Source organism: Bacillus sp. NPDC077411 (assembly GCF_044543425.1).
GTDB lineage: Bacteria > Bacillota > Bacilli > Bacillales > Bacillaceae_G > Bacillus_A > Bacillus_A bruguierae.
The window spans coordinates 571259-591341 of record NZ_JBITWA010000001.1; the positions used below are offsets into that span (position 1 = coordinate 571259).

Sequence of the window (20083 nt, forward strand, 5' to 3'; positions counted from 1 at the left end):
TTTTAAAAAAGAATCCTAATGTTAAAACTTTAGGATTCTTTTTTTATTAGTAAGCGGCGGTTAATATTGAAATTGACCTTTTATTTTAAAAGTTGAACTGTATGTAATCGGAATTCCTTTTCGCTTTATTACTTCTTCCATTTCCTCCATTTTGCGCTGTTCCTCTGACCACTTGTCCTCTATACATTTCACCTCGATTTTTTCATTCGTATTTGTATAAAATACAAATTTAAAACCCAACTTATTTACTTTTCCAGTCTTATAAGCATCATACACTTCTACCTTTTCAATTTCTCCATAAATAAGGAGCAGGTTTTTGTTTACTTCAAATTTTGAAATATAAAGCATATAAAACTTCAAAAAATATTGAAATTTATTTTTTGTAATGTATATTTTAAATATGGGGAATTTCAAAATTTAACCAAAGGGAGTTTTGCTCATGGCTGTAGTAAAAACACGAAATGGAGAATTTCACTATAAGTGTTTTGGAAAAGGTGAACCCATTTTATTTCTTCACGGGAGCGGTGCGTGTTGGAAAATGTGGGAGCCGCAAATTGAATCATTTTCTAAACAATATAAATTAATTCTTATGGATTATAGGGGACATGGAGATTCTATTAAAACATTTCCTAATAATAAGTACAGCTACGAACTCATTGTATCGGACATTGTAGCGTTTTTAGATGAATTGCATATTTCTAACCTTCATATAATAGGTGTCTCACAGGGAGCAATTCTTGGAACATTATTAGCAATTCATTATCCATCTTATGTAAAAAAATTAGTGATTTCTAATAGCTACAGTGAATTCCCCTCCCAAGCTTCCAAATGGATATTACATCTTTCTAATTTCATTTTTAGCTTGCTACCTTATACTAAAATTATCGATATGATGATGAAAGTATATAAAAACGACGATTATACACAAAAAATTTTACGTAATTCTTTTTCGATAGATAAAAAAATGCTTCTCATGATAAAAAAAGCACCGTTTCCTACACATACTCATCTTCTTCATCAAATACAATCAGAAACTTTAATTCTTTCAGGAGCAGGGAAGGTAGTAACAGGTATAGATGAAGGGAAGGCAGCTAGAACAATTTATAATAATGTTGCTAATGGCAAACTGGCTTTATTTCAGAATGCATTTGATCCTCTAAATGTGATGAAAAAGAATATTTTCAATGAAATTGTACTTGATTTTCTTAATAATGTACCGTTTAAGAAATACAATGAAGTTACGTATGAATAATTTATAATATGATTGACATTGCTTCTTAATAATTACAATGTTTTTGAAAGGTGAATAGATGAAATATTTATGCTTATCAATAAGTTCTCTTCTTAATTTTATCTTTGGTTTTCTTTTTGGTTATGTTCTGTTTGGATTGTTAATCACCTTCAATGGGATTAATTGTTTAATTAATGTTTGTTCAGATATGGTTGAGGAAGAGTGGGCTGCTATCATTTTGGGACTCATGATTACTCTCATAATAAGTGGTATTCTTTTGCCAACGTTCATATTTACGAACCGAAAATTTTTACGCGTTGTGAAGATAAGAAAAAAATATTATTCTCTTTTTATTTCACTATTTTTTGTTTTTGGTATTATGTATAGATTTTATTTAAGATGGAATCATATTGGCCCATTTTAAATGATTATTGTGGAGAAATTTACAATGGAAATTTCTAAAAATGGATTTATATTGAACATCATAAACTCGAAATCCAGTTTTCAGCATCTGTCATATTCTTAAATGTTCTAAAATCATTTCCTTTATTAGCTTCCATAATCATTTCTTTAAATCTATTATTAAGTTTTTCTTCATTTTCTAAAATAACAGCAACTTTTATATGATAGTTTATAAATTTTTGTAACATCATTCCTGCTAGACCCGTTTTCAGATTGAAGAAGTCTTCAGAAAATGCATCAACGTAGAAGATTAACGTGTATACATCATTTTCAGCACATATACCTACAAAATCTAACACATCTTTTTCGGAACAAATTTGTCTTCGAACAGAAACACATTCAATATACTTTTTGTTGTTCTTTTCCATAACTCTATAATTCATTATGTTTGCCCCCTTATCAATCAGTTTGTTCTACAAGCATTGAAATTGAACTCAGCATCCCTTCAATGAAATCTATATTCCCCCATAACATAACTCTTAATCGGTGCATTTTCTCATCATATTTCATATTAATTGTTGATTTCCCCATCTTAGGATCTTTGCAATTCATTATAGCTATAAGCATATTGGATATTCTCATATACTCATCCATATCTATATCACTGATATCCACAACAGTAGATACATTTATCTTTTGCCTTGCAATGTTTCCCACTTCTCCATTTGTAGCAAAATCAATATTTGGCTCTTCGCTAATCTTTTTATCATTCGGACTAACATTATTTTTTTCCATAAAAACACTTAAATCATGACCTGAAATCCTCCACTGCTTTCCAACCTTATTTGCTCCAAGCTTACCTTCTGTTATGAATTTTCTTATCGTTTTATGATGCATACCTAATATTTCTGCGATTTTATCTATCGTATAAAATTGATTCTCCATAAAAAAACACCTTCCAAAATTAACCTATAACTAAATTATAATTACTACACTTATAATTTTCAAGGATTTTATTGTAGTTTGTTTAACTTTACTGTATTTTATTACCCTTTTCTACTAAAACACTTATGTACTTATGAAATTTTTCATTATTCATTTACAACAATAAAACCCTCAGCATTCCTGCCAAGGATTTTATTGTTGTTCGACAATCTATCATAAAAAATCTACGCCGCGCATACTATATTTCACCATATATTTTCTAAATTTTTCACGAGATATGGTGAAATTCCCCCTAAAACTGAGCTATACCCCGCACGTTTTGAAGCTTCCCCATTGACTCTTGATTTAAGTCAATGACCAGTCATAATCTTCCCATTGAAAATTTGATGAATCATCATTGAAATCACAAGATTATGATTCAAGTTATAAAATACCGTCATAATTATAGATACAGAAACAATAGAAACTAAAAAACAAATAATATATTGAACCAATTGTATTCCTGTATATCCTGAAGATATAAACCATAGCGGCGCATGCCAAAATCCCCACACCACGCCAACTATAATTGCTGATTTTAATGGGGTAAATTTTTTTGCAATTCATTTAATACATACCCTCTCCAGCCTAGCTCTTCTCCTAATGGGCCTCGAATGAAATGATTACCAAATGCCACTAGTAGTGTACTCCAAGAAGTAGCTAATTGAGCTTTTATTGTTATATTCTGGTCAACGCTTGTAAATAAGAGACTTCCTAGAAAAATAGAAAATTGAAGTAGAAGAATCCATAATACCGTTGAAATTTTTATTTTTTCCCTGAATTTACTTTTTATATATTCCCTTAGATCACCTTTTGGATTGATTTTACGGAACATAACTATAAAAACAAATGTAGAAGTCCACGCTGATATAATTATCAATATGTTAGTTAGTATTTGGGCCTTTAAAACGTTTATTGTTATCGCAATTAGAAGAAGAAAACACTAAAGTGAAACTTCCATCAGTGGGGGGTTTTTATGTCGTTTTTTCAACTTATATATCAACTTCTCTATTATCCTTCAAAACAACCACCTTATCACTATACTCCCCAAACATATACAAAATCTCTGCTTTACTCTCCCTTTCAAAATCCCTCGTCCACTTAAACATCTTCAAATACATGTGAAAGCTTGGCTTATAGTTCGCCTTTTCAAACCCAAATAATTGTAAAATAAATCTCTTCGTTATCCTATATATCCTTTTTGAAAGGGCTACATCTAAAAAGATGATGATATCTGCATGTTGAAAACTTTGAGATACCCATGTATGATGGGCGCCTTCAATAATCCAAGCATCAGAACTGACAATATCATTCAGCTGCTCATCTCTTTCTTCAGGTGTATTTCTTATATCCCCTTTTTCAGATCTTTTCCAAACGACGTTGTCGAGCTCATAATATGGAATGTTTAACTGTGAAGATAACATTTTTGCTAAAGTTGTTTTTCCGCTTCCGACAGAACCTATAATATGAATTTTACTTGTCAATACGACCACCGCTTTTTGAATTTATATAACCTTATCTACATCTTCTTCCTCATTCTCCAGCAACGCTGATTGTAAGAATTTCGCTCTTCTCCCAATCTTTCAAGTCCTTGTTTTTCATAAAATTTGATAGCTCTCAAATTGGACTGTGCAACGCGAAGATGATATTCAAGTAAATTACGCTTTTTAAACTGCTCCTCGGCATATTGAAAAATCTCTTTACTATATCCCTTCCCGCGCCCCTCGGGAATTACATATACAAAACTTACATAACCAATCTCTCTTCCTTCATAATGGTCATATCGAAGCACTAATTCCCCGACTACCTGTTGATCACGTTCCAAGAGAACAAATCCTTCCGGAAAATTTAGTTGCTTTTGCTTTGCATACTTTATATATTCACTCTCATTAAACTGAAGTTCTTCATCTGTATCTGTGAAAAATCTAATGATAGTCTGTTTATCTTTTTCTACATCGACACGACGAAATGTAAGCATTGGCATCATTTCCTTTCTTTTCATACTTAAATTAATCGTACAATATCTTTCATTTCGGTAAAATGTGCCAAAACTTTAGGATACATATAAGAAATCCTTATGAATCTAGCCTATTGTTTTCAATCATCGTTTTCAAATTTCTTTCGCTTAGTCCATTTTGACAAAAATCAAATTTCGTGTTCTTTATTCTTTTCACTCGGTCAACAATTTGCCCTAAATGATAGGCAGTATGTTCCACAAGATGTAGAAGGCTATGTATATCTATTTCTACATTTTTTTTACTATTTACCACTTTCGCAAACTCTTTTTTCCAATTCGTAAAGGTCTCTTCAATCATGGAACACAAAGCAGTTGATGATATGTCTAAATGAGGAAAATACTCTTCAATCCCTTCTTCAAACTTTATATCCGGATTCGAGTACCGAGCTGTATTTCTTTTTATATGCTCACAAATATGTAAGGCGATTCCACCAATTGAATTCATCTCCTGCTTCCACAGTTCTTCGGTGTTTAAACGATGAATTGCTTGGAGTAGTTTCGGAAGATAATGGTCGTACATACGATGATATGTAATTTTAAAAACCAATTGCATGTCTATTCACTCCATATTTAACATAATATTTCATTGAAACAAATATTTTGCAGAAAATACATAATCATCTTATAATTTATTTTATTTTTTATCCAGAGGTGAAAAATGATGACGAGTAAAATACATGTATGGCATACCGGGCAAGTGTACATTGATCAAGCGATGGCATTTCAAGAGAAAACATGGCATCCGATGCCTTATACTGGATGGTTCAGAAGTTCTACTAAAAAAAGATGGATGCCTGTTTCCGCGTACTTAATTGAGCATCCAAAAGGATTAGTCTTAATCGATACAGGATGGCACGAAGATATGAGAACAAATCCGAAAAAACATTTAGGTTGGCTTACTTCTACTATGTTTACTGGTACTTTACCGGAAGGACAGTCTGTTGCAGAAAGACTTCAAGCAAAAGGAATTCAGAACAAGGATATTGATTACGTATTACTGACCCATCTTCATTCCGACCATGTAAGCGGAGTAAAACACGTGGCAGATGCGAAACATATTGTAACGAATGAACTAGAATGGCATGCAGCCCAAAAAGACGCTGGGTACATTAAATCAATGTGGGAAAGTGTTCCTATCAATACTTTTCAGTTACAAGAAATTCCGTACGGCCCTTATCAGTTAGGCTATGATGTATTTCAAGATGGTTCTCTCTATATGGTATATACACCTGGCCATAGCAAAGGATTATGCTCTGCACTGGTACAAACAACGAAAGGCTGGGTACTATTAGCTAGTGATGTTGGTTATTCAGAGAGATCCTGGGAACAAAATGTATTACCTGGGGTAACTATTGATAAGGATGCTGCTCAAAAATCTTTAGATTGGGTCAGAGAATTTAGGAAAAGAGAAGATTGTGTACAAGTGATAGCCAATCATGATCCGAGTATTAACGAGCAAGTTATTGAATAATAAAACCACACCATCACTAAATCTGTAGCGGGGTGTGGTTTCACTTTTCTCACTCAAATGTTTCTTAATAATTTTTTATTCATACGACTTCTATTTCTATTAAATGGTATATACAAGATTAGACATGCAATAAACGCAACAACTTCTAATGAAATAATATAGTAAGGATAAGGACCTAACATATCAAGTAATGAAGTCGTCTCTGGCTTATGCGCTAAAAACATATAGTTCCCGCCTGTTTTATAGTTTACAAATAAAATAATTGGTAGTAATGCATTTAAAAATAGCATCGTACGCTTAACAGATTGAAAAGTCGGCCTATATCCTTCCACCCACGTCATAAAGAGCGGTGACAAAATGAGTAATGCATGTGCGATGAAATATTCTATGAAGCGAAAATGCGGAAATGCATACTGTAAGTTTGGAGTTAAAATTGCTTGCGCTGCCCCGATAATTCCTGTGAAAAAGACAATTTCATATAACTTATAACTTTTCGTTATAATCATAATAGATGCCAGCAATAAACTAATCGTACATAACTCAAATGGTAATGATGTACTGAGTCGAAAAATCCCCGCCTTCACTTGCCATATATCCAATCCAATTTCACTGCCTATAAACAAAAAAGCAATTGTATAGCGAACCATCATATTCCATTGCTCTTGGCGGAGTAAATCCTGATATTGATATAGAAAATAAATCCCTAAACCGATAAGAAGAAGTATAATAACGTGTTGTTTCGAGTATGGGACAAACGGTTCTAATGGAGCTGCTCGAAAATATGCTTCCATGCTCCCTCCTCCTTTCCTTCATACAATATTATGGTAAAAAAGGAAAGACTCGTCAACTAATTTACTTTCTTTCCAAACCAAAACAACCATGCTTTCATGGATAATTTGTAATTAGAAAATTATTGATGCCTGTGATAAATCAACTAAATCAACATCTCTATGAACAATATTGGCGGTGTAACAATTGAACAAATTAAACTCTTTAAAAACATATAAGTCGAATTGTATGAGAGGGAAAATGATGAAGTTATTACAGATTAAAAATTTGAAGGTGTAAAGCATCAATTTTAGATAGGAGATAAATATGCAAAAAGCTATTGAAATAGGTTTAGAAAAAAAACAATACCCTTTAGTTCGTGAACTCGCTACTGAACTAGGAAACTATTTTTATAATAATCGTGCTTATAAAATGTCAGCAAAGTATTTGAAAATAGCCATTGAAAATTCCGTAGATTAAAAAATGATAAGAGAGTATAAAATATTTTGTATAAATACAGATACTAAAAAGGAAGACCTTTTCTTGGTAGAATTGAGTTACCACACAAAACTCACAGAAAAGAGGTCTTCCTATCGTGCCATACAATATACATCATGCAGCGTTTATAGAAGGTATCTAAATTCGCTCAATCCACATGCCATATGACGGAAAAATTTCTTTCAACTTCGCAAACGTTTCATCACACCATGTTTTGGAGTTGAAATCACCAATGATAATACGCTGATTTCCATCGTCAAGAGGTTGCGTCCACATCCCGTAGTCTGGGAAAATACCTTTGATTGTGTGATATACGCCTTCTGTCCATTCAATCGAATTGAAGTCTCCTATAAAAATACGATAAAGTTCCTGAGCATTTGTGAACCATTCGAGCGTTTTATCTCCGTTTAAATCATTTAGATCTACTTTTCCAATTCCATCAAGCCATCCCCCTGTTTCACCATCTGCATATTGCCATAAATCGCATGCATATTTAGGTTTTCTTCCTCCATATCGTGGAATCCATAAGAAATCAGCTTGTACATTTTGTAATCCGTAAGAGCCATACATATGATGCGATACATATAAGCCAGTTTTCCAACCAGCATCTCGGCAAGTATGAATAAAGGCTTGCGATGCTTCTGCTAGATTCGTAGCTCCGCAGCTTGCTAGCGTATCATCTTCAACATCCAACACAAGAAATGTTGCATTTGGATTTACACGCGCTAAAAAATCTTCGGCCTCTACAATGGCATCTGCAATACTTACATAACAACCGTAAGCATAAGCGGCATGAGGAATTCCATATGCTTCTAAATTTCGGACATGTTCATTGTACAGTGGATCTATTTTCCTTGAGCCATATTGAACGCGACAGATTGCTAAATCCAGTTGCGGCGTCGCTATATCCCAATCGATATTATCATTGTATTTTGAGAGGTCTACAATATGTTTCGTCATTATTCAACATCTCCTTTTTTCGTTTTCGTAATATAAATAACCGTTATACAAGTACACTTAGCATCGATTGTCTTAAAATAATTCAGATTTAATTGCCATTTATCTATTTAAGTGAAAAGTAAATAAAATAATTAAAAACGTTGCAATCAATTGATTCAACGTTTTTTTATCAGAGGTATTTTTCAAATTATGAATTAACGGATGTAATTAGGGTTTAGCCGAGAGACATGTAAAAATGGGTCATAGTCTGGATTTTACCTCCACATTATGACCCACTTCACTTTATCATTTCTATAAAATTACAAAAATGAAATTATACTGTACATTGATTGCTTATACTTTTTACTTCAGATTAAAATTTGTTTTTATAAATATTACAATAGTCTTTCATTGATTTTAAAAGCTTTGAAACTTCTAAAATACACTTATCAAACTCAAAATATAGCATTTACCCTTATGATGACCCTTGAACCCAATATTCGTTTTCATTTCACTTTATGACATACATAACTTTTGCCATGTGTAAAATGGATTTGTTATTTGTTATTCACGTACGTCTCAAACCATAAATGGATATATCCAGCTGTAATACGCTGCGCTTCCATTAAACGTTTTCCTGTTACCGGTGTTACTTCTGCACGCCATTTATCAGCAGAATCTTGTGATACAGCAGCTTTTAGGAACCAATTTTTCGTCTGATCATTAACAATTGATGGAAAATCAGCTTTTGCTGCAGCTGCTGATGCATGAACCCACTCTTCTGGATTTGCACTTTGCCAATTCCAATAGCCATTTCCATCCGTTACTCTATAATTGTCTTTCACTGTGTCAACGAAGTTTTCATATTTTGAGTGGAAGCCAAATGGATGCGAAATGTTAGTAAAGTTTGCTGCATGCATAGGCTGGTTCACATCTCCTAAATAATGAAGTGATAATCCTAAATAAAAGAATGCATTTTTCAGATCTTTATTTTGATAAGCTTCACCAGCTAGTTTAAAATACTTCGCTCCCGTTTGCTTTGCTTGTTTCGCAAATGGAATATACGTTTTTCCTGAATCTGGATCATAGAAGTGTGAAGCAAATGTGGAATGATCATAGTATGGGTTTTTATAATCCGCAGAGTAAATACCTTCCTCTAGATTAGTACGCCATTCATTTAATAGAGCTGTCTCGTTTTGCTTCACTACAGTCGTATTTTGAGACATAATATCAATCGCTCTGTTGACAATCCATAAATGGGAACTTACTCCTTCATTATGTATCGATTCTGCTGACCATTTTTGAGCAATAGGTGGATCAAATTGCCCATCATTTTCATGTGCGAACGCCACGCTTTGAACAGGAGCTGTTAAAGCAATGACAGAAGCTATAGCTAAAACTTTTCTTTTCATACATATTCCTCCATTTAATGTATAATTTAACTTTCTTTCATAGCATTTTCTCTTATTTTACCAGAAGACACATGAAATGCTAATAAGTACAGTTATATAAAACTGAATGTAATTGGATACCTTATTGTAAAGGTACTAATTCATAACCAGCGTAATCTTCAGGGGCAGCTATTCCCCACAATTTATCTCGATTTGCAAATGGTTGCTCTGAATACTCTAGTTGGAAAGTTGTGGTAACTCCATAACTAGATTGCTGCGGATCTGCATTATACCAGTCAGTAGGTCTACCAAGTTTATCTCTCAGATAATCCGTTTTACCTGTTACTAAATCTATTTCCTTCGAATTCTTTTTCTTAACTGTTAACGTACTTTTTGATTGGTCACTAAAATAAATCCAGCTTCGATTGCCTGCATTTACATATTTTTTTGTTCCTCCTGCATCAGCATTTGGTCCCCCAATCCACATTGACATTGTAATCGGAGTATTATTTCTTACATATCCATCACTCTCTACTCCAGCCGGCACTTCAAAATTGATAGGTGTACCATAATACTCATTACCTTTTGTATCCTTACGCTTTTCAGCATCACCGTAATAAGATGAGTTTTTATATTGAATTACATAATGCCAACCCGCAAACTTCTCATAAGTTACTCCAAGTCTATTCTGACCTACAGGTGCTACTCGTTTTTCAAAAGGAATACCTGTCACCCATAAATATTTATCTACTAGGATGTAATCTTTATTTGTGGTAATTGGATCACCGTATATATCAAGTATACGATCATCTTCAGCTGCATAAGCAGAATTTGTAGGAAAAACAGTAACTATCAAACTAAATAATAATAATAAGAACGTAAGTATAGCTAGTTTTCTTTTCATAACCATGTCTTCATCCCTTCTTAATTTTTACTAATGATTTTACCATTTGCGCGCATCATCTACTAGTAGAACCAGCCTCATCCTATCTAACAAATCTTTCATTTTTCTTTCATAAATGTTACAAAAGTCTTTCAAAGGTCTGACTTCTTCTCTAATGAAACGAACAAACAAAGCAGGAAACCCGTATGTTCACTAGCTTTATCGTTCCTCTGATCAATTAGATATATATAATATGCAATATTGCATATTTATATATAATAATAAAATTGTAAGGGGTTACTATAATAAAATCATAAAAATATACCACATCTTAACACCCAAAACGAGAAGGAAATCATATGGAAATCGCAGTCTTTAAACAACAGGAGTGATTTTTTTATGAGGAAAAATGAATTTCATGTTAAAATATTCCCAATATTAAGTAATATTTTAACATGAAACAATAAGAATCAAATCATTTGGAGGAATAATGTTATGGTTGAACTAAAGGAAATAGTGTCTACATTAGATGCCGAACTTGATATAAAATCATTTGGAAAGGATTCTTCTTTCAGTCGGTTCATCCCAAGGGTTTATGAACCTTTAAAATTTGATTGGCAAACAGCTTTTGAAAAAGATTTTGTGGAATTATTTAATGGTCTGATGTTAAAAGGAAATTCAACTGTTGGGAAAGTTTTTCTCGCCGTTTTTCCTACCGATAAAGTATTGGAACGGTTTATAGAAGAAAGCAATAGTGGAGATTTATTATTTATGCACCATCCCCTGTTGATGGAATGTGGTGATCCAAAAGGAAAATGGGGACAAGGATTTGTACCAATTAAAGAAAAATACATTAAACAAATGAAAGAGAAAAATTTATCAGTTTATACTTGCCACATACCTTTGGATTGTCATAAACAATTAGGAACTAATATAGCAATGGCAAAAAAGCTAAATGCACAAATTCTTGTTGATGATACATTAAATGCAAAAAATGAATATGTCTTATATTGTAATATCGAAAAAACAAATACTGCCAACTTGATTTCCGTCTTAGAGAATATTTTTGAAATCCCCTATGTTGATTTTGAAGGTAAAAAATTGGAAGATATTCAAAGAATTGCGATTGTTGCTGGTTGTGGAGATGTAGTGGATTGGATGAAAGAAGCTGAAGAAAATGGTGTCCAAGCCTATATTACTGGTGAAATTCATTGCCATATTGATAATGATTATGGCAAACAAAAATACAACAAAATGATGGAATACGCTTCAAATACTTCAATGTCCTTAATCGGCGTTTCCCATTCGGCATCAGAATACCTTGTCCATAAAACCTTGATGAAGGATTTGTTCGAGAAAAATTTTAATGTTGAGACAGTTTTAATCCCACAAGAAAAGTGGTGGTTATAGAGGCATTAAATAATATTGAAAAGAGCTTGGGAATCCAAGCTCCTTTTGTTTTCAACCTTGCATGTGGCAGGAAAAGGCCCTGACCGCTTCTATGCATGGCTAGATGCTCTCGCCTACCTAAAAGGAAAGAGGGTTTTATGTCGATTTTTTATTTCTCTCTCGTAAATATTATAAAACTCTTTCAATGATCTTATTTCTTTCCTGACGTAACGGGAAGAGTAAACCAAAATTCACATCCCTGTTTCCCATCCGGGCGATCCCGAACACCAATTTCTCCTTTATGCATTTCAACTAGTGATTTTGCAATGGCGAGTCCAAGTCCAGATCCTCCAGATTGTGAGCTTCTTGATGGGTCTGTTCTGAAAAAGCGTTCGAATATACGTAGTTGATCATTTAAAGCAATCCCTTCTCCTTCATCACGCAAAGTGAATTGGACTTGCTGCTCTTGCTTATTTTCCTCTACAATTAACTCGATTGTTCCACATGTAGGAGAATGCCGAATCGCATTATGTAACAAATTATTGATAACCCGCGTTATTTTACATGGCATCATCCAAAGTCGTGGTAATGTATCCGAAACATGCAATTGCAAATCAATCTCTTTTTCCTTCAATAAGATAGCATGTGAATTTATTACTTTTAATAGAATACTATCTACATGTGTTAAACTTGGATGAAAAACTTCTTGTCCAAGTTCTAACTTAGAAAGATCAAACAAATCATTAATTAATCCACTTAATCGTTGTATTTCATTTAGGATTGTTGTTAAATACTGCTTTTTCAGATCAGGATCTTCAATTAAACCATCCTGTAATGCTTCTACCATCAATTGTATGCTGGCCATAGGGGTTCGTAAGTCATGGGAAATATTCGCAACGAGCTCGGCACGGGCTTTTTCTCCTTTTTCTAACTTAGTAAAGCTTTCTTCTAATTTTTTAGCCATTTCTTGAAAAGCTGTCGCTAATTCTTTAAACTCTTCCGGTTCTTTCCCTATTATGTACATCGTTCCAAATTGTCTATCACTAAATTGTTTCGTTAATGCAATTAAGTTTTGAATAGATCTCATAATAGGACGTGTCATTAACCAGTAAATAATCGTTGAGATAATCAGTGCTACAATCACAATTCCCATAAATAATCGTGTCTGTTCCGGTCTAAGTAACATTCGCATTTCACTATACCAGATAGCAATTAACATAATCCCCGTACTTAATAAATTCATCAATAACAATTGATTCCGTAACTTCATATTTCATTTCCTCCATCTGGATCAAAGCGATAACCTATGCCCCAAACTGTATGAATCCAGCGATTTTTTGTTGTATGCTTCTCTAACTTTTCACGGAGACGACTCATTAACACGGTTACTGTATTGGTGCACCCTTCATACTCGAATTTCCAAATTTGTTCAAGGAGTTGAGATCGTGAAAATACTTGTTTTGGATGTTTTGCCATGATATAAAGTACCTCAAATTCTTTCACCGTTAACTCAATTTCATATCCACAAACAAATACACGTCTTTTTATTGGATCAATTTTCAAATCTAGAAACTCTATCATTTCTGATACAGGTTCGTTTATTTGAATCGTTGCTTGATTTCCTCTTCTTAATATAATTTGCACCCTTAAGACTAATTCACGAGGTGAAAACGGCTTTGTCATATAATCATCTGCGCCCATTGTTAATCCTAAAATTCGATCTTTTTCTTCTCCCCTAGCGGTTAACATAATAATAGGAACATTAGAGCATCGGCGAATTTCCTCACATAATTCCCAGCCATCTTTTTTTGGCATCATCAAATCTAAAATAATTAGATCTGGTTGATATTGCTGAAACACATTCCAACCTTCTGTTCCATCTGCAGCGGTGTATACTTCATATCCTTCTCTTTCTAAGTACCGTTTGCATATTTCACGGATATTATCTTCATCTTCTATAATTGCAATTCTTGCTTTCATGCATAAAATCTCCTCTGTTCCTTTATCAAGGATGAAAGAAATCTTTCTCTGATTCAATCATCATATAATCTTGAAAAATGTTTTCTCTAATTGCTGATATTTTTATTTTACTAACGACTAATATAAAATCGGTATTCGTAAGTTTATATTAATTTAAATACCTTGCATTTCTCTTTCACAAATATAACAAAACTCTTTCACAAATATCATTTTTATTGTGTAGTTACTATATAAATCACTGCTATACAGAATACAACATGACCTATACTTGCTTTCTCCCTTTGTTTTAATCCTCGCATGTGGCAGAAAAAAGTCCTGACCGCTTCTATGCACGACCAGATGCTCTCGTCCCTCCAAAAAGAAAGGGGGGTTTTTATGTCGTTTTTTCAACTTATATAACAAAGAAAAAAGCACCCTATTTGGATGCTTATAGTGTAAGTGTTTAAACTTATTTATAAACGAATTACTACGTACTGCCACCTGGCATGTCTTTGGGTGAAATTAATGAGTGAATCCACCGCCTAGTTGTTGCTGAGCCATTGCTACTAAACGTTTTGTGATTTCACCACCAACAGAACCGTTTGCACGAGATGTTGTATCTGCTCCAAGCTGTACACCAAATTCTTGTGCAATCTCATACTTCATTTGATCAATTGCATTCTCAGCACCTTGAATTAATACTTGATTATTATTTCTGCTACTCTTTCTTACCATATGTATCACCTCCTATGATTTTAATTTGCTACGAATCATGGAAAATAAACATTCCTTTTTATGGTAAATAATTGTTTGGAAGTTCATGTGTAACAAGAAAAGCAAAAAGAACTTGTAGCAATAACTACAAGTCCTTTTTGAGATAATGGTAGTAAGGGTAAACTATCTTAACAGTCAAAACAGGGGAACTACTTAAGTAATGGTTTGACAAGTTTATTATATAACAAATATTAACATTTATTTTCTTTAATTTTGAAAATTTTGTGAATTTACAGAATTAAACGATGTATTCCGTTTTATTCATTCAAAAACCTTTTGTTCATGATACGAATGTCTGTGAACAAAAAACGCCATGAATAGAAAATTAACTTTCTCAACCTCAAAAAATTGAATATTTTGTATCTTTTAGTAAAATATACATATACTCTTTTTCGTTTGAAGTTCTATATTGTATCTCCTTTTCCAGAACGAACAAACTATGCCAATAGAATTGTTCGTTTTTTTTTACACTTGAGGGTAGTGGAATTTCTTTAACTTGACTACAAAATAATTAGTTTTAAAATGTTAAATATTCACAATCGATAGGTAAGGAGAGATGGTCATGTCAAAAGTTCTTATTATAGGCTTTCCGGGTGAGGGACATGTTAATCCAACCCTAGCAATCGTTGAAGAATTGATACGTAAAGGAGAAACGGTAGTTTATTATTGTGTTGAACAATATAGGGACAAGATTGAAAAAACCGGAGCATCATTTCGTTATTATGAAGATTTTACTTCACAAATGGATGTGATGAAAAAAATAGATGAAGGGCCCAATCCTTTAGAAATGATCCATCGAATCATAAACGTTACAGACAAAATAGTACCTACAATTTTAAAGGAAATAAAAGAAGAAAACTATGATTATGTCATTTACGATAATCATTTTATAGTAGGGAAGATTATTGCTAATATATTAAAATTACCCAAAATTTCTTCTTGTACTACTTTTGCTTTTAATCATTATATGTCTTTTGGTTCTATGCCTAAACTAGATGAAATAACGAAAGGTTCTCCGATGTATCAAGCGTGTTTAGATACGATGCAGAAATGGGAAAAACAATACAATATTGTTTGTAATAGTGTATTCGATATCATGAATCAACCAGGAGACATTACAATCGTATTTACTTCAAAGCCATATCAACCACGTGCAGAAGTATTTGATGACTCGTTTATATTTGTTGGACCTTCTATTAGTCCACGAAAAGATGTTAGTCATTTTCCTATTGAAAAGCTCAAGACAGAAAGAGTAATTTTTATTTCTCTGGGTACCGTATTCAATCAGCAACCAAAATTCTACGAAAAATGCTTTGAAGCTTTTCAAGATATGGAAGCTACTGTTGTTCTAGCAGTCGGAAAAAAAACGGATATTAACCAATTTAAAAACATTCCCTCCAATTTTTTAGTATACAATTACCTACCACAATTAGAAGTTTTACAACATACAGATGTATTTATTACACATGGCGGAATGAACAGCTCCAGTGAAGGATTGTATTTTGGTGTTCCACTTGTCGTTATTCCCGTTGCTGCTGACCAACCGCTCGTTGCAAAACGAGTGGAAGAAGTAGGAGCTGGCATTCAATTAGATCGTTTACAGCTTACTGCTACAATGCTACGCGAAGCAACAGAACAAGTACTAAATAATAAAGAATTTTCTCAAAACAGTCATGCAATAGGAAAATCCCTTAAAGAAGCTGGAGGATATAAAAAAGCAGTAGATGAAATATTTAATTATAAAAATAAAATCTTATCGACTCGATAGTTACATTGTAATATTTTGTATTTTTGTATTCATTTACAATTAATCCCAATCATTATAAGTTTATTTTATATAGACAAATAGATTTCCACTCATAACATAGGAGGATTTTAGTAATGAAAAAATATGTTTCTCTATTAATGGCATCTATAGTTATTCTCTTCACAGTATTTATACCTTCAACTAGTGCTGCTACTCTTACATCAGTAACATCTAAACACTCGGATAATTCAGCGAAAAGTATACATTTTATTGGGACAGGACAGTACATGAAAATGACATGTACATATTATGGTAAGACTACAGCAATGGAATCAGATGGTTCCTGCAGTTTATATAAGAAGACCTCTCCCACAAATATTGAGCTTGTCACCAATCTACATGTTGGAGGTTGTTATGGCTCTATAACGGAAAGCACGAATGTCTGGTTAGAAAAAGGAGCTTCATACATCCTTAAAGCCGATGTTAGTACTTTTACTGACCCACAATCATTTGTAACTGCTACAATTACAGATATATAGAAAATGATTTATGCCTCCTTCTAATTTGAGTAAGGAGGCTATTTAGGATTTTTATTCGAAAAATTGCTTCTAGTGCAAGAAATATATCAAATTCGGGCATCCCCGCCGTTGATGATCAGCACTTGTTTTTCATTTTTAACCGGCTCCTTAACGTGCAGGGAACATACCGCCGAAAAGAATTTCCGCACCTGATGAAATTGCCGAGGCAGTCTTGTATCAATTAACGCAGGAATCCATCACAGGACAAATATTTACAATTGATAATGGACAGAAGTTTTGAAGGTTTAATGTAAAAACACCCTCTTATGTAAAAGGGTGTTTTTCGTGCGTTATTCACTTTTTTCTATTTGATACATTGCTTTATACAGCTGATCGATATAGTTAGAACGAATAATAAAGAAATATATAATTTGCATACATAGAAAGCTGGTTAATACGATAATCGAGCTTTTTACAACAGAAATATCTTGACCGCCATTGGAGAATTTTGCTACATATTGTACTGCAGCAAATGCAACGCTACTATGAATCATGGCAACTAAAATAGGTAAGAAAAAGAGTAGCATCATTTGTTTTGTTACAATTTTCTTTAGTTCATTTTTACTTAATCCTATTTTACCAATCATACTGTATTGTTGGTGATCTCGATCAAAATCTGTGAATAAGCGGAAGTATAAAAAGCTAGTCGCAAAGATAAAAAATACGATGCCTACTAATACTGTCATTATAGATAGAAGGCCGTTTTGTTGTTTCATCTCAACCCAATTAAAGCTTAAGGAAGAGAAAGAATAAGGTGCATTCACGTCATTAGAGTTAGGTTTTATGATTTTCAAGAGCGTTTTTGAAACATCTAGCGTTTTTTGCCAATCTTTTATAATAAATCCGTATTCAGTTACTTCTGGACGGACCATGTACTCTTCTGATAATTTTTGGCTTATCACCTGATTATAGATGGAATCATTTACAACGATCTTAGAATCATAGTACCCTTTTAATTCTTGAACTTCCGCACGTTTTATAATTTGAAGTGTAACTTTTACATTACCGTGATTTAATTCAATGTTTTTCTCCGCTGCTAATTTTGCAAATTCTTGAGGTTTTAAGCCCTTTGGTAGTATGACTAAACTGTCAGTTTCATGTTGTAATGTTTCTGCTTTGTATCCAAATTTTTTGGCGTACTCATTATAGTCTGTTAATTTGATTAGTGTTCTACCGTTTGCGGTTGTTATAAATTTAGGTGATACGAGCGTATATTGAAAATGAGCATCATCTAGCTGTTGTTTTATTTCGGAAATATGTTGTTTTTCCAATGGATTACCAGCATAAGATTCATATTGAAAGGCATAGGGGCTCATTCTCTCTCCCCAACCTGCATTTGCCATTGCAGCACATATGCCAATCGCAGTAAAAGCTACAGCAGAAATGATAGCTACAATAAAAAATGTTTTTGCATTATCGCGTAACCGATAGATTAACTCTGAAATTGTGAGCAAATTTGTTTTCTTAAAAAATGTATGCTCGTTCTTTTTCAAGGCATGCATAACATAAACACTTAATTGTGTAAATAAAAAGTATGTGCCGATAACGACAAGAACGACACCTCCTCCAATTAACATCAGTAACTGATTAGAGGTCATGTAATCTTTTCCAACAGATAGATGAAATACAGCAGCATAACCAGCAGAAATCGAAATAATCGATAATAAAGCTAGCCAAATAGATGCTTTGGGCTCTGGCTTTGGTTTTTCTTCTGCTTTTAATAATTCCACGAGTTCATTCACTTTCACCATTCTTGACGTGAAAAGTGAAATGAGAAGAAATAACACAAAAAAGGAGATGCCAGTTAATTCTATTGCTTTCGTTGGAACGTAGAATGATAACCCATTGTTAATCGCTAAAATAGAAGCGCTAATTAACAATATTAATTTAGAAAAAATAAGACCAATTCCGATCCCTGTAACAATAGAAAAGAAGCCAATCAGCATATTTTCCATGAAAATGAGCTTATTGAGTTGTCGATGGGACATTCCGTGAATCATTAAGATCCCAAATTCTTTTTTTCGCGTTTTTAAAAATGCGCTAACAGAATATAGAATAAAGAAGAACGAAAAGAAAAACGTTAAATATTGAGATACTTGAAAGCCTATTTTTCCAAGTGTATTCATCGTTGTACTAATACTTGTCAGTTCTCCTTGTAAATTAGGATGAAACGAAATGAGTCCATACGTGAAAAAAATCATAACTGCAAATGTACTGCTAAAAAAGTGACCCATATAAATTCGTTTATTACGCATTACGTTATTAAACGCGAATTGTTGAAAAGTCATGAGCATTTCCTCCGAGTAATGATAATACATTCATGATTTTTTGATAAAACGCTTCGCGGCTATCTCCGCAATAAATTTCATTATAAAATGTACCGTCTTTAATAAAGATGACACGGTCACAATAGCTGGCAGCCATTGCATCGTGTGTGACAAGCATCATTGTTGCTTCCTCTTCCTTATTCAGCTGCAATAATAGTTCCATTACATCTCGCGCAGCTTTTGAATCTAAGTTTCCTGTAGGTTCATCCGCAAGCACTAATTTTGGGTTATGAATAAGAGCGCGTGCGATAGCTGTTCGTTGTGCTTGTCCACCGGAAATTTCAAACGTACGTTTATTTAAAATGTGTGTAATATCCAATTTCTCTGCGATAGCTGCCACTCGTGCATTCATATCTTCTAGGTTCGTTCCATTCAACGTCAAAGGTAAAACAATATTTTCTTTTACTGTTAATGTGTTAAGAAGATTAAAGGATTGAAAGATAAATCCTAATTCACGACGACGAAATAATGCTAAGTTATCTTGTGATAATTTATATGGATTCTCTCCATTAATAAGCACTTCACCAGATGTTGGAGAATCAATAGTTGAAATCATATTTAACAACGTTGTTTTCCCACTTCCTGATGGGCCCATAATGCCAACAAATTCCCCCTTCTGAATTGTTAAATCAATATTAGAAAGAGCATCATACGACACTTTTCCTGTATAAGTTTTACTAAGATCACAAATTTTTAAAATCTCCATGTTTTCTCTCCTTCCAAAC

Annotated in this window: 22 protein-coding genes and 2 pseudogenes; 7 read left to right on the forward strand and 17 right to left on the reverse strand. The window is 33.3% G+C overall.

Annotated features, from left to right (window positions below; translation table 11 throughout):
• Window positions 1-60: 60 nt before the first annotated feature.
• Window positions 61-360: an RNA-binding protein gene (locus ACIGHG_RS02820; protein ID WP_396547067.1), complete on the reverse strand. Its 300-nt coding sequence runs from the start codon at window positions 358-360 to the stop codon at window positions 61-63.
• A 79-nt stretch (window positions 361-439) separates the two neighbouring features.
• On the opposite strand from ACIGHG_RS02820, the gene ACIGHG_RS02825 reads away from it, so the two are divergent.
• Window positions 440-1252: an alpha/beta fold hydrolase gene (locus ACIGHG_RS02825; RefSeq protein ID WP_396547069.1), complete on the forward strand. Its 813-nt coding sequence runs from the start codon at window positions 440-442 to the stop codon at window positions 1250-1252.
• Window positions 1253-1713: 461 nt separating this feature from the next.
• Here ACIGHG_RS02825 and ACIGHG_RS02830 read toward each other — a convergent pair whose 3' ends face one another.
• From ACIGHG_RS02830 to ACIGHG_RS02860, 7 genes are all read right to left on the reverse strand, one after another.
• Entirely contained in the window at window positions 1714-2076 is a 363-nt protein-coding gene (locus ACIGHG_RS02830; protein ID WP_396547070.1) for a DUF4180 domain-containing protein, read from the reverse strand.
• Window positions 2077-2092: 16 nt separating this feature from the next.
• A complete protein-coding gene (locus ACIGHG_RS02835; RefSeq protein ID WP_396547072.1) occupies window positions 2093-2578 on the reverse strand; it encodes a helix-turn-helix domain-containing protein in 486 nt (161 codons plus the stop codon).
• A gap of 350 nt (window positions 2579-2928) precedes the next feature.
• Window positions 2929-3135 carry a hypothetical protein gene (locus tag ACIGHG_RS02840; RefSeq protein ID WP_396547074.1) on the reverse strand — a complete coding sequence of 69 codons (207 nt, stop codon included), beginning with the start codon at window positions 3133-3135 and terminating at the stop codon, window positions 2929-2931.
• A 20-nt stretch (window positions 3136-3155) separates the two neighbouring features.
• Window positions 3156-3452 (reverse strand): hypothetical protein, encoded by a 297-nt coding sequence (locus tag ACIGHG_RS02845; RefSeq protein ID WP_396547076.1) that lies wholly within the window; start codon window positions 3450-3452, stop codon window positions 3156-3158.
• Between the two features lie 157 nt (window positions 3453-3609).
• Window positions 3610-4110 (reverse strand): shikimate kinase, encoded by a 501-nt coding sequence (locus ACIGHG_RS02850; RefSeq protein WP_396547078.1) that lies wholly within the window; start codon window positions 4108-4110, stop codon window positions 3610-3612.
• A gap of 26 nt (window positions 4111-4136) precedes the next feature.
• Complete coding sequence (locus ACIGHG_RS02855; protein ID WP_396547080.1) at window positions 4137-4619, reverse strand: GNAT family N-acetyltransferase; 483 nt, start codon at window positions 4617-4619, stop codon at window positions 4137-4139.
• 73 nt (window positions 4620-4692) lie between these two features.
• A complete protein-coding gene (locus ACIGHG_RS02860) occupies window positions 4693-5187 on the reverse strand; it encodes a DinB family protein (RefSeq protein WP_396547081.1) in 495 nt (164 codons plus the stop codon).
• 105 nt (window positions 5188-5292) lie between these two features.
• On the opposite strand from ACIGHG_RS02860, the gene ACIGHG_RS02865 reads away from it, so the two are divergent.
• A complete protein-coding gene (locus tag ACIGHG_RS02865; protein ID WP_396547083.1) occupies window positions 5293-6105 on the forward strand; it encodes an N-acyl homoserine lactonase family protein in 813 nt (270 codons plus the stop codon).
• A gap of 53 nt (window positions 6106-6158) precedes the next feature.
• Here ACIGHG_RS02865 and ACIGHG_RS02870 read toward each other — a convergent pair whose 3' ends face one another.
• Complete coding sequence (locus tag ACIGHG_RS02870; RefSeq protein ID WP_336472294.1) at window positions 6159-6896, reverse strand: YwaF family protein; 738 nt, start codon at window positions 6894-6896, stop codon at window positions 6159-6161.
• A gap of 295 nt (window positions 6897-7191) precedes the next feature.
• Between ACIGHG_RS02870 and ACIGHG_RS02875 the strand changes: the two are divergent.
• A pseudogene (locus ACIGHG_RS02875) lies at window positions 7192-7353 on the forward strand (helix-turn-helix domain-containing protein); the annotation flags it as partial.
• 156 nt (window positions 7354-7509) lie between these two features.
• Here the strand turns inward: ACIGHG_RS02875 and ACIGHG_RS02880 are convergent.
• The 3 genes from ACIGHG_RS02880 to ACIGHG_RS02890 form a co-directional block, all read right to left on the reverse strand.
• Window positions 7510-8331, reverse strand: a complete 822-nt coding sequence (locus tag ACIGHG_RS02880) for a GH25 family lysozyme (protein WP_396547085.1) — start codon at window positions 8329-8331, stop codon at window positions 7510-7512.
• 536 nt (window positions 8332-8867) lie between these two features.
• Window positions 8868-9722, reverse strand: a complete 855-nt coding sequence (locus ACIGHG_RS02885) for a phospholipase C (RefSeq protein ID WP_396547087.1) — start codon at window positions 9720-9722, stop codon at window positions 8868-8870.
• 121 nt (window positions 9723-9843) lie between these two features.
• Entirely contained in the window at window positions 9844-10611 is a 768-nt protein-coding gene (locus tag ACIGHG_RS02890) for a hypothetical protein (protein ID WP_396547088.1), read from the reverse strand.
• A gap of 468 nt (window positions 10612-11079) precedes the next feature.
• Here ACIGHG_RS02890 and ACIGHG_RS02895 point away from each other — a divergent pair, with 468 nt between their 5' ends.
• The gene (locus tag ACIGHG_RS02895; RefSeq protein ID WP_396547090.1) at window positions 11080-11994 is read left to right on the forward strand and encodes a Nif3-like dinuclear metal center hexameric protein; all 915 of its coding nucleotides are present in this window, start codon (window positions 11080-11082) and stop codon (window positions 11992-11994) included.
• A gap of 190 nt (window positions 11995-12184) precedes the next feature.
• Here the strand turns inward: ACIGHG_RS02895 and ACIGHG_RS02900 are convergent, their stop codons facing one another.
• The 3 genes from ACIGHG_RS02900 to ACIGHG_RS02910 form a co-directional block, all read right to left on the reverse strand.
• Window positions 12185-13243: a sensor histidine kinase gene (locus tag ACIGHG_RS02900; RefSeq protein WP_396547092.1), complete on the reverse strand. Its 1059-nt coding sequence runs from the start codon at window positions 13241-13243 to the stop codon at window positions 12185-12187.
• On the reverse strand, window positions 13240-13953 hold the full coding sequence (locus ACIGHG_RS02905) for a response regulator transcription factor (protein WP_336472299.1): 714 nt from the start codon (window positions 13951-13953) through the stop codon (window positions 13240-13242). Before ACIGHG_RS02905 ends, ACIGHG_RS02900 begins: the two co-directional genes overlap by 4 nt.
• A gap of 501 nt (window positions 13954-14454) precedes the next feature.
• Window positions 14455-14667 carry an alpha/beta-type small acid-soluble spore protein gene (locus tag ACIGHG_RS02910; RefSeq protein ID WP_336472300.1) on the reverse strand — a complete coding sequence of 71 codons (213 nt, stop codon included), beginning with the start codon at window positions 14665-14667 and terminating at the stop codon, window positions 14455-14457.
• A 601-nt stretch (window positions 14668-15268) separates the two neighbouring features.
• Here ACIGHG_RS02910 and ACIGHG_RS02915 point away from each other — a divergent pair.
• The 3 genes and pseudogenes from ACIGHG_RS02915 to ACIGHG_RS02925 all read left to right on the forward strand — a co-directional run.
• Entirely contained in the window at window positions 15269-16474 is a 1206-nt protein-coding gene (locus tag ACIGHG_RS02915; RefSeq protein WP_396547095.1) for a macrolide family glycosyltransferase, read from the forward strand.
• A 113-nt stretch (window positions 16475-16587) separates the two neighbouring features.
• Window positions 16588-16992 (forward strand): hypothetical protein, encoded by a 405-nt coding sequence (locus ACIGHG_RS02920; protein ID WP_396547097.1) that lies wholly within the window; start codon window positions 16588-16590, stop codon window positions 16990-16992.
• Window positions 16993-17146: 154 nt separating this feature from the next.
• Window positions 17147-17272: pseudogene (locus ACIGHG_RS02925) on the forward strand (3-ketoacyl-ACP reductase); the annotation flags it as partial.
• Between the two features lie 49 nt (window positions 17273-17321).
• Here the strand turns inward: ACIGHG_RS02925 and ACIGHG_RS02930 are convergent.
• Window positions 17322-19319, reverse strand: a complete 1998-nt coding sequence (locus ACIGHG_RS02930) for an FtsX-like permease family protein (protein WP_396547099.1) — start codon at window positions 19317-19319, stop codon at window positions 17322-17324.
• The gene (locus tag ACIGHG_RS02935; RefSeq protein ID WP_396547101.1) at window positions 19294-20064 is read right to left on the reverse strand and encodes an ABC transporter ATP-binding protein; all 771 of its coding nucleotides are present in this window, start codon (window positions 20062-20064) and stop codon (window positions 19294-19296) included. The genes ACIGHG_RS02930 and ACIGHG_RS02935 overlap by 26 nt, the downstream gene beginning before the upstream one ends.
• Window positions 20065-20083 lie beyond the last annotated feature (19 nt).

Excerpts from the sequence above, each read along its gene's own strand:
- ACIGHG_RS02825 (WP_396547069.1), top strand. The coding sequence starts at position 440 with ATGGCTGTAGTAAAAACACGAAATGGAGAATTTCACTATAAGTGTTTT.
- ACIGHG_RS02830 (WP_396547070.1), bottom strand. The coding sequence starts at position 2,076 with ATGAATTATAGAGTTATGGAAAAGAACAACAAAAAGTATATTGAATGT.
- ACIGHG_RS02835 (WP_396547072.1), bottom strand. The coding sequence starts at position 2,578 with ATGGAGAATCAATTTTATACGATAGATAAAATCGCAGAAATATTAGGT.
- ACIGHG_RS02845 (WP_396547076.1), bottom strand. The coding sequence starts at position 3,452 with ATGTTCCGTAAAATCAATCCAAAAGGTGATCTAAGGGAATATATAAAA.
- ACIGHG_RS02935 (WP_396547101.1), bottom strand. The coding sequence starts at position 20,064 with ATGGAGATTTTAAAAATTTGTGATCTTAGTAAAACTTATACAGGAAAA.
- ACIGHG_RS02920 (WP_396547097.1), top strand. The coding sequence starts at position 16,588 with ATGAAAAAATATGTTTCTCTATTAATGGCATCTATAGTTATTCTCTTC.
- ACIGHG_RS02880 (WP_396547085.1), bottom strand. The coding sequence starts at position 8,331 with ATGACGAAACATATTGTAGACCTCTCAAAATACAATGATAATATCGAT.
- ACIGHG_RS02860 (WP_396547081.1), bottom strand. The coding sequence starts at position 5,187 with ATGCAATTGGTTTTTAAAATTACATATCATCGTATGTACGACCATTAT.
- ACIGHG_RS02930 (WP_396547099.1), bottom strand. The coding sequence starts at position 19,319 with ATGACTTTTCAACAATTCGCGTTTAATAACGTAATGCGTAATAAACGA.
- ACIGHG_RS02910 (WP_336472300.1), bottom strand. The coding sequence starts at position 14,667 with ATGGTAAGAAAGAGTAGCAGAAATAATAATCAAGTATTAATTCAAGGT.
- ACIGHG_RS02865 (WP_396547083.1), top strand. The coding sequence starts at position 5,293 with ATGATGACGAGTAAAATACATGTATGGCATACCGGGCAAGTGTACATT.
- ACIGHG_RS02900 (WP_396547092.1), bottom strand. The coding sequence starts at position 13,243 with ATGAAGTTACGGAATCAATTGTTATTGATGAATTTATTAAGTACGGGG.
- ACIGHG_RS02855 (WP_396547080.1), bottom strand. The coding sequence starts at position 4,619 with ATGAAAAGAAAGGAAATGATGCCAATGCTTACATTTCGTCGTGTCGAT.
- ACIGHG_RS02915 (WP_396547095.1), top strand. The coding sequence starts at position 15,269 with ATGTCAAAAGTTCTTATTATAGGCTTTCCGGGTGAGGGACATGTTAAT.
- ACIGHG_RS02890 (WP_396547088.1), bottom strand. The coding sequence starts at position 10,611 with ATGGTTATGAAAAGAAAACTAGCTATACTTACGTTCTTATTATTATTA.
- ACIGHG_RS02905 (WP_336472299.1), bottom strand. The coding sequence starts at position 13,953 with ATGAAAGCAAGAATTGCAATTATAGAAGATGAAGATAATATCCGTGAA.
- ACIGHG_RS02870 (WP_336472294.1), bottom strand. The coding sequence starts at position 6,896 with ATGGAAGCATATTTTCGAGCAGCTCCATTAGAACCGTTTGTCCCATAC.
- ACIGHG_RS02885 (WP_396547087.1), bottom strand. The coding sequence starts at position 9,722 with ATGAAAAGAAAAGTTTTAGCTATAGCTTCTGTCATTGCTTTAACAGCT.
- ACIGHG_RS02895 (WP_396547090.1), top strand. The coding sequence starts at position 11,080 with ATGGTTGAACTAAAGGAAATAGTGTCTACATTAGATGCCGAACTTGAT.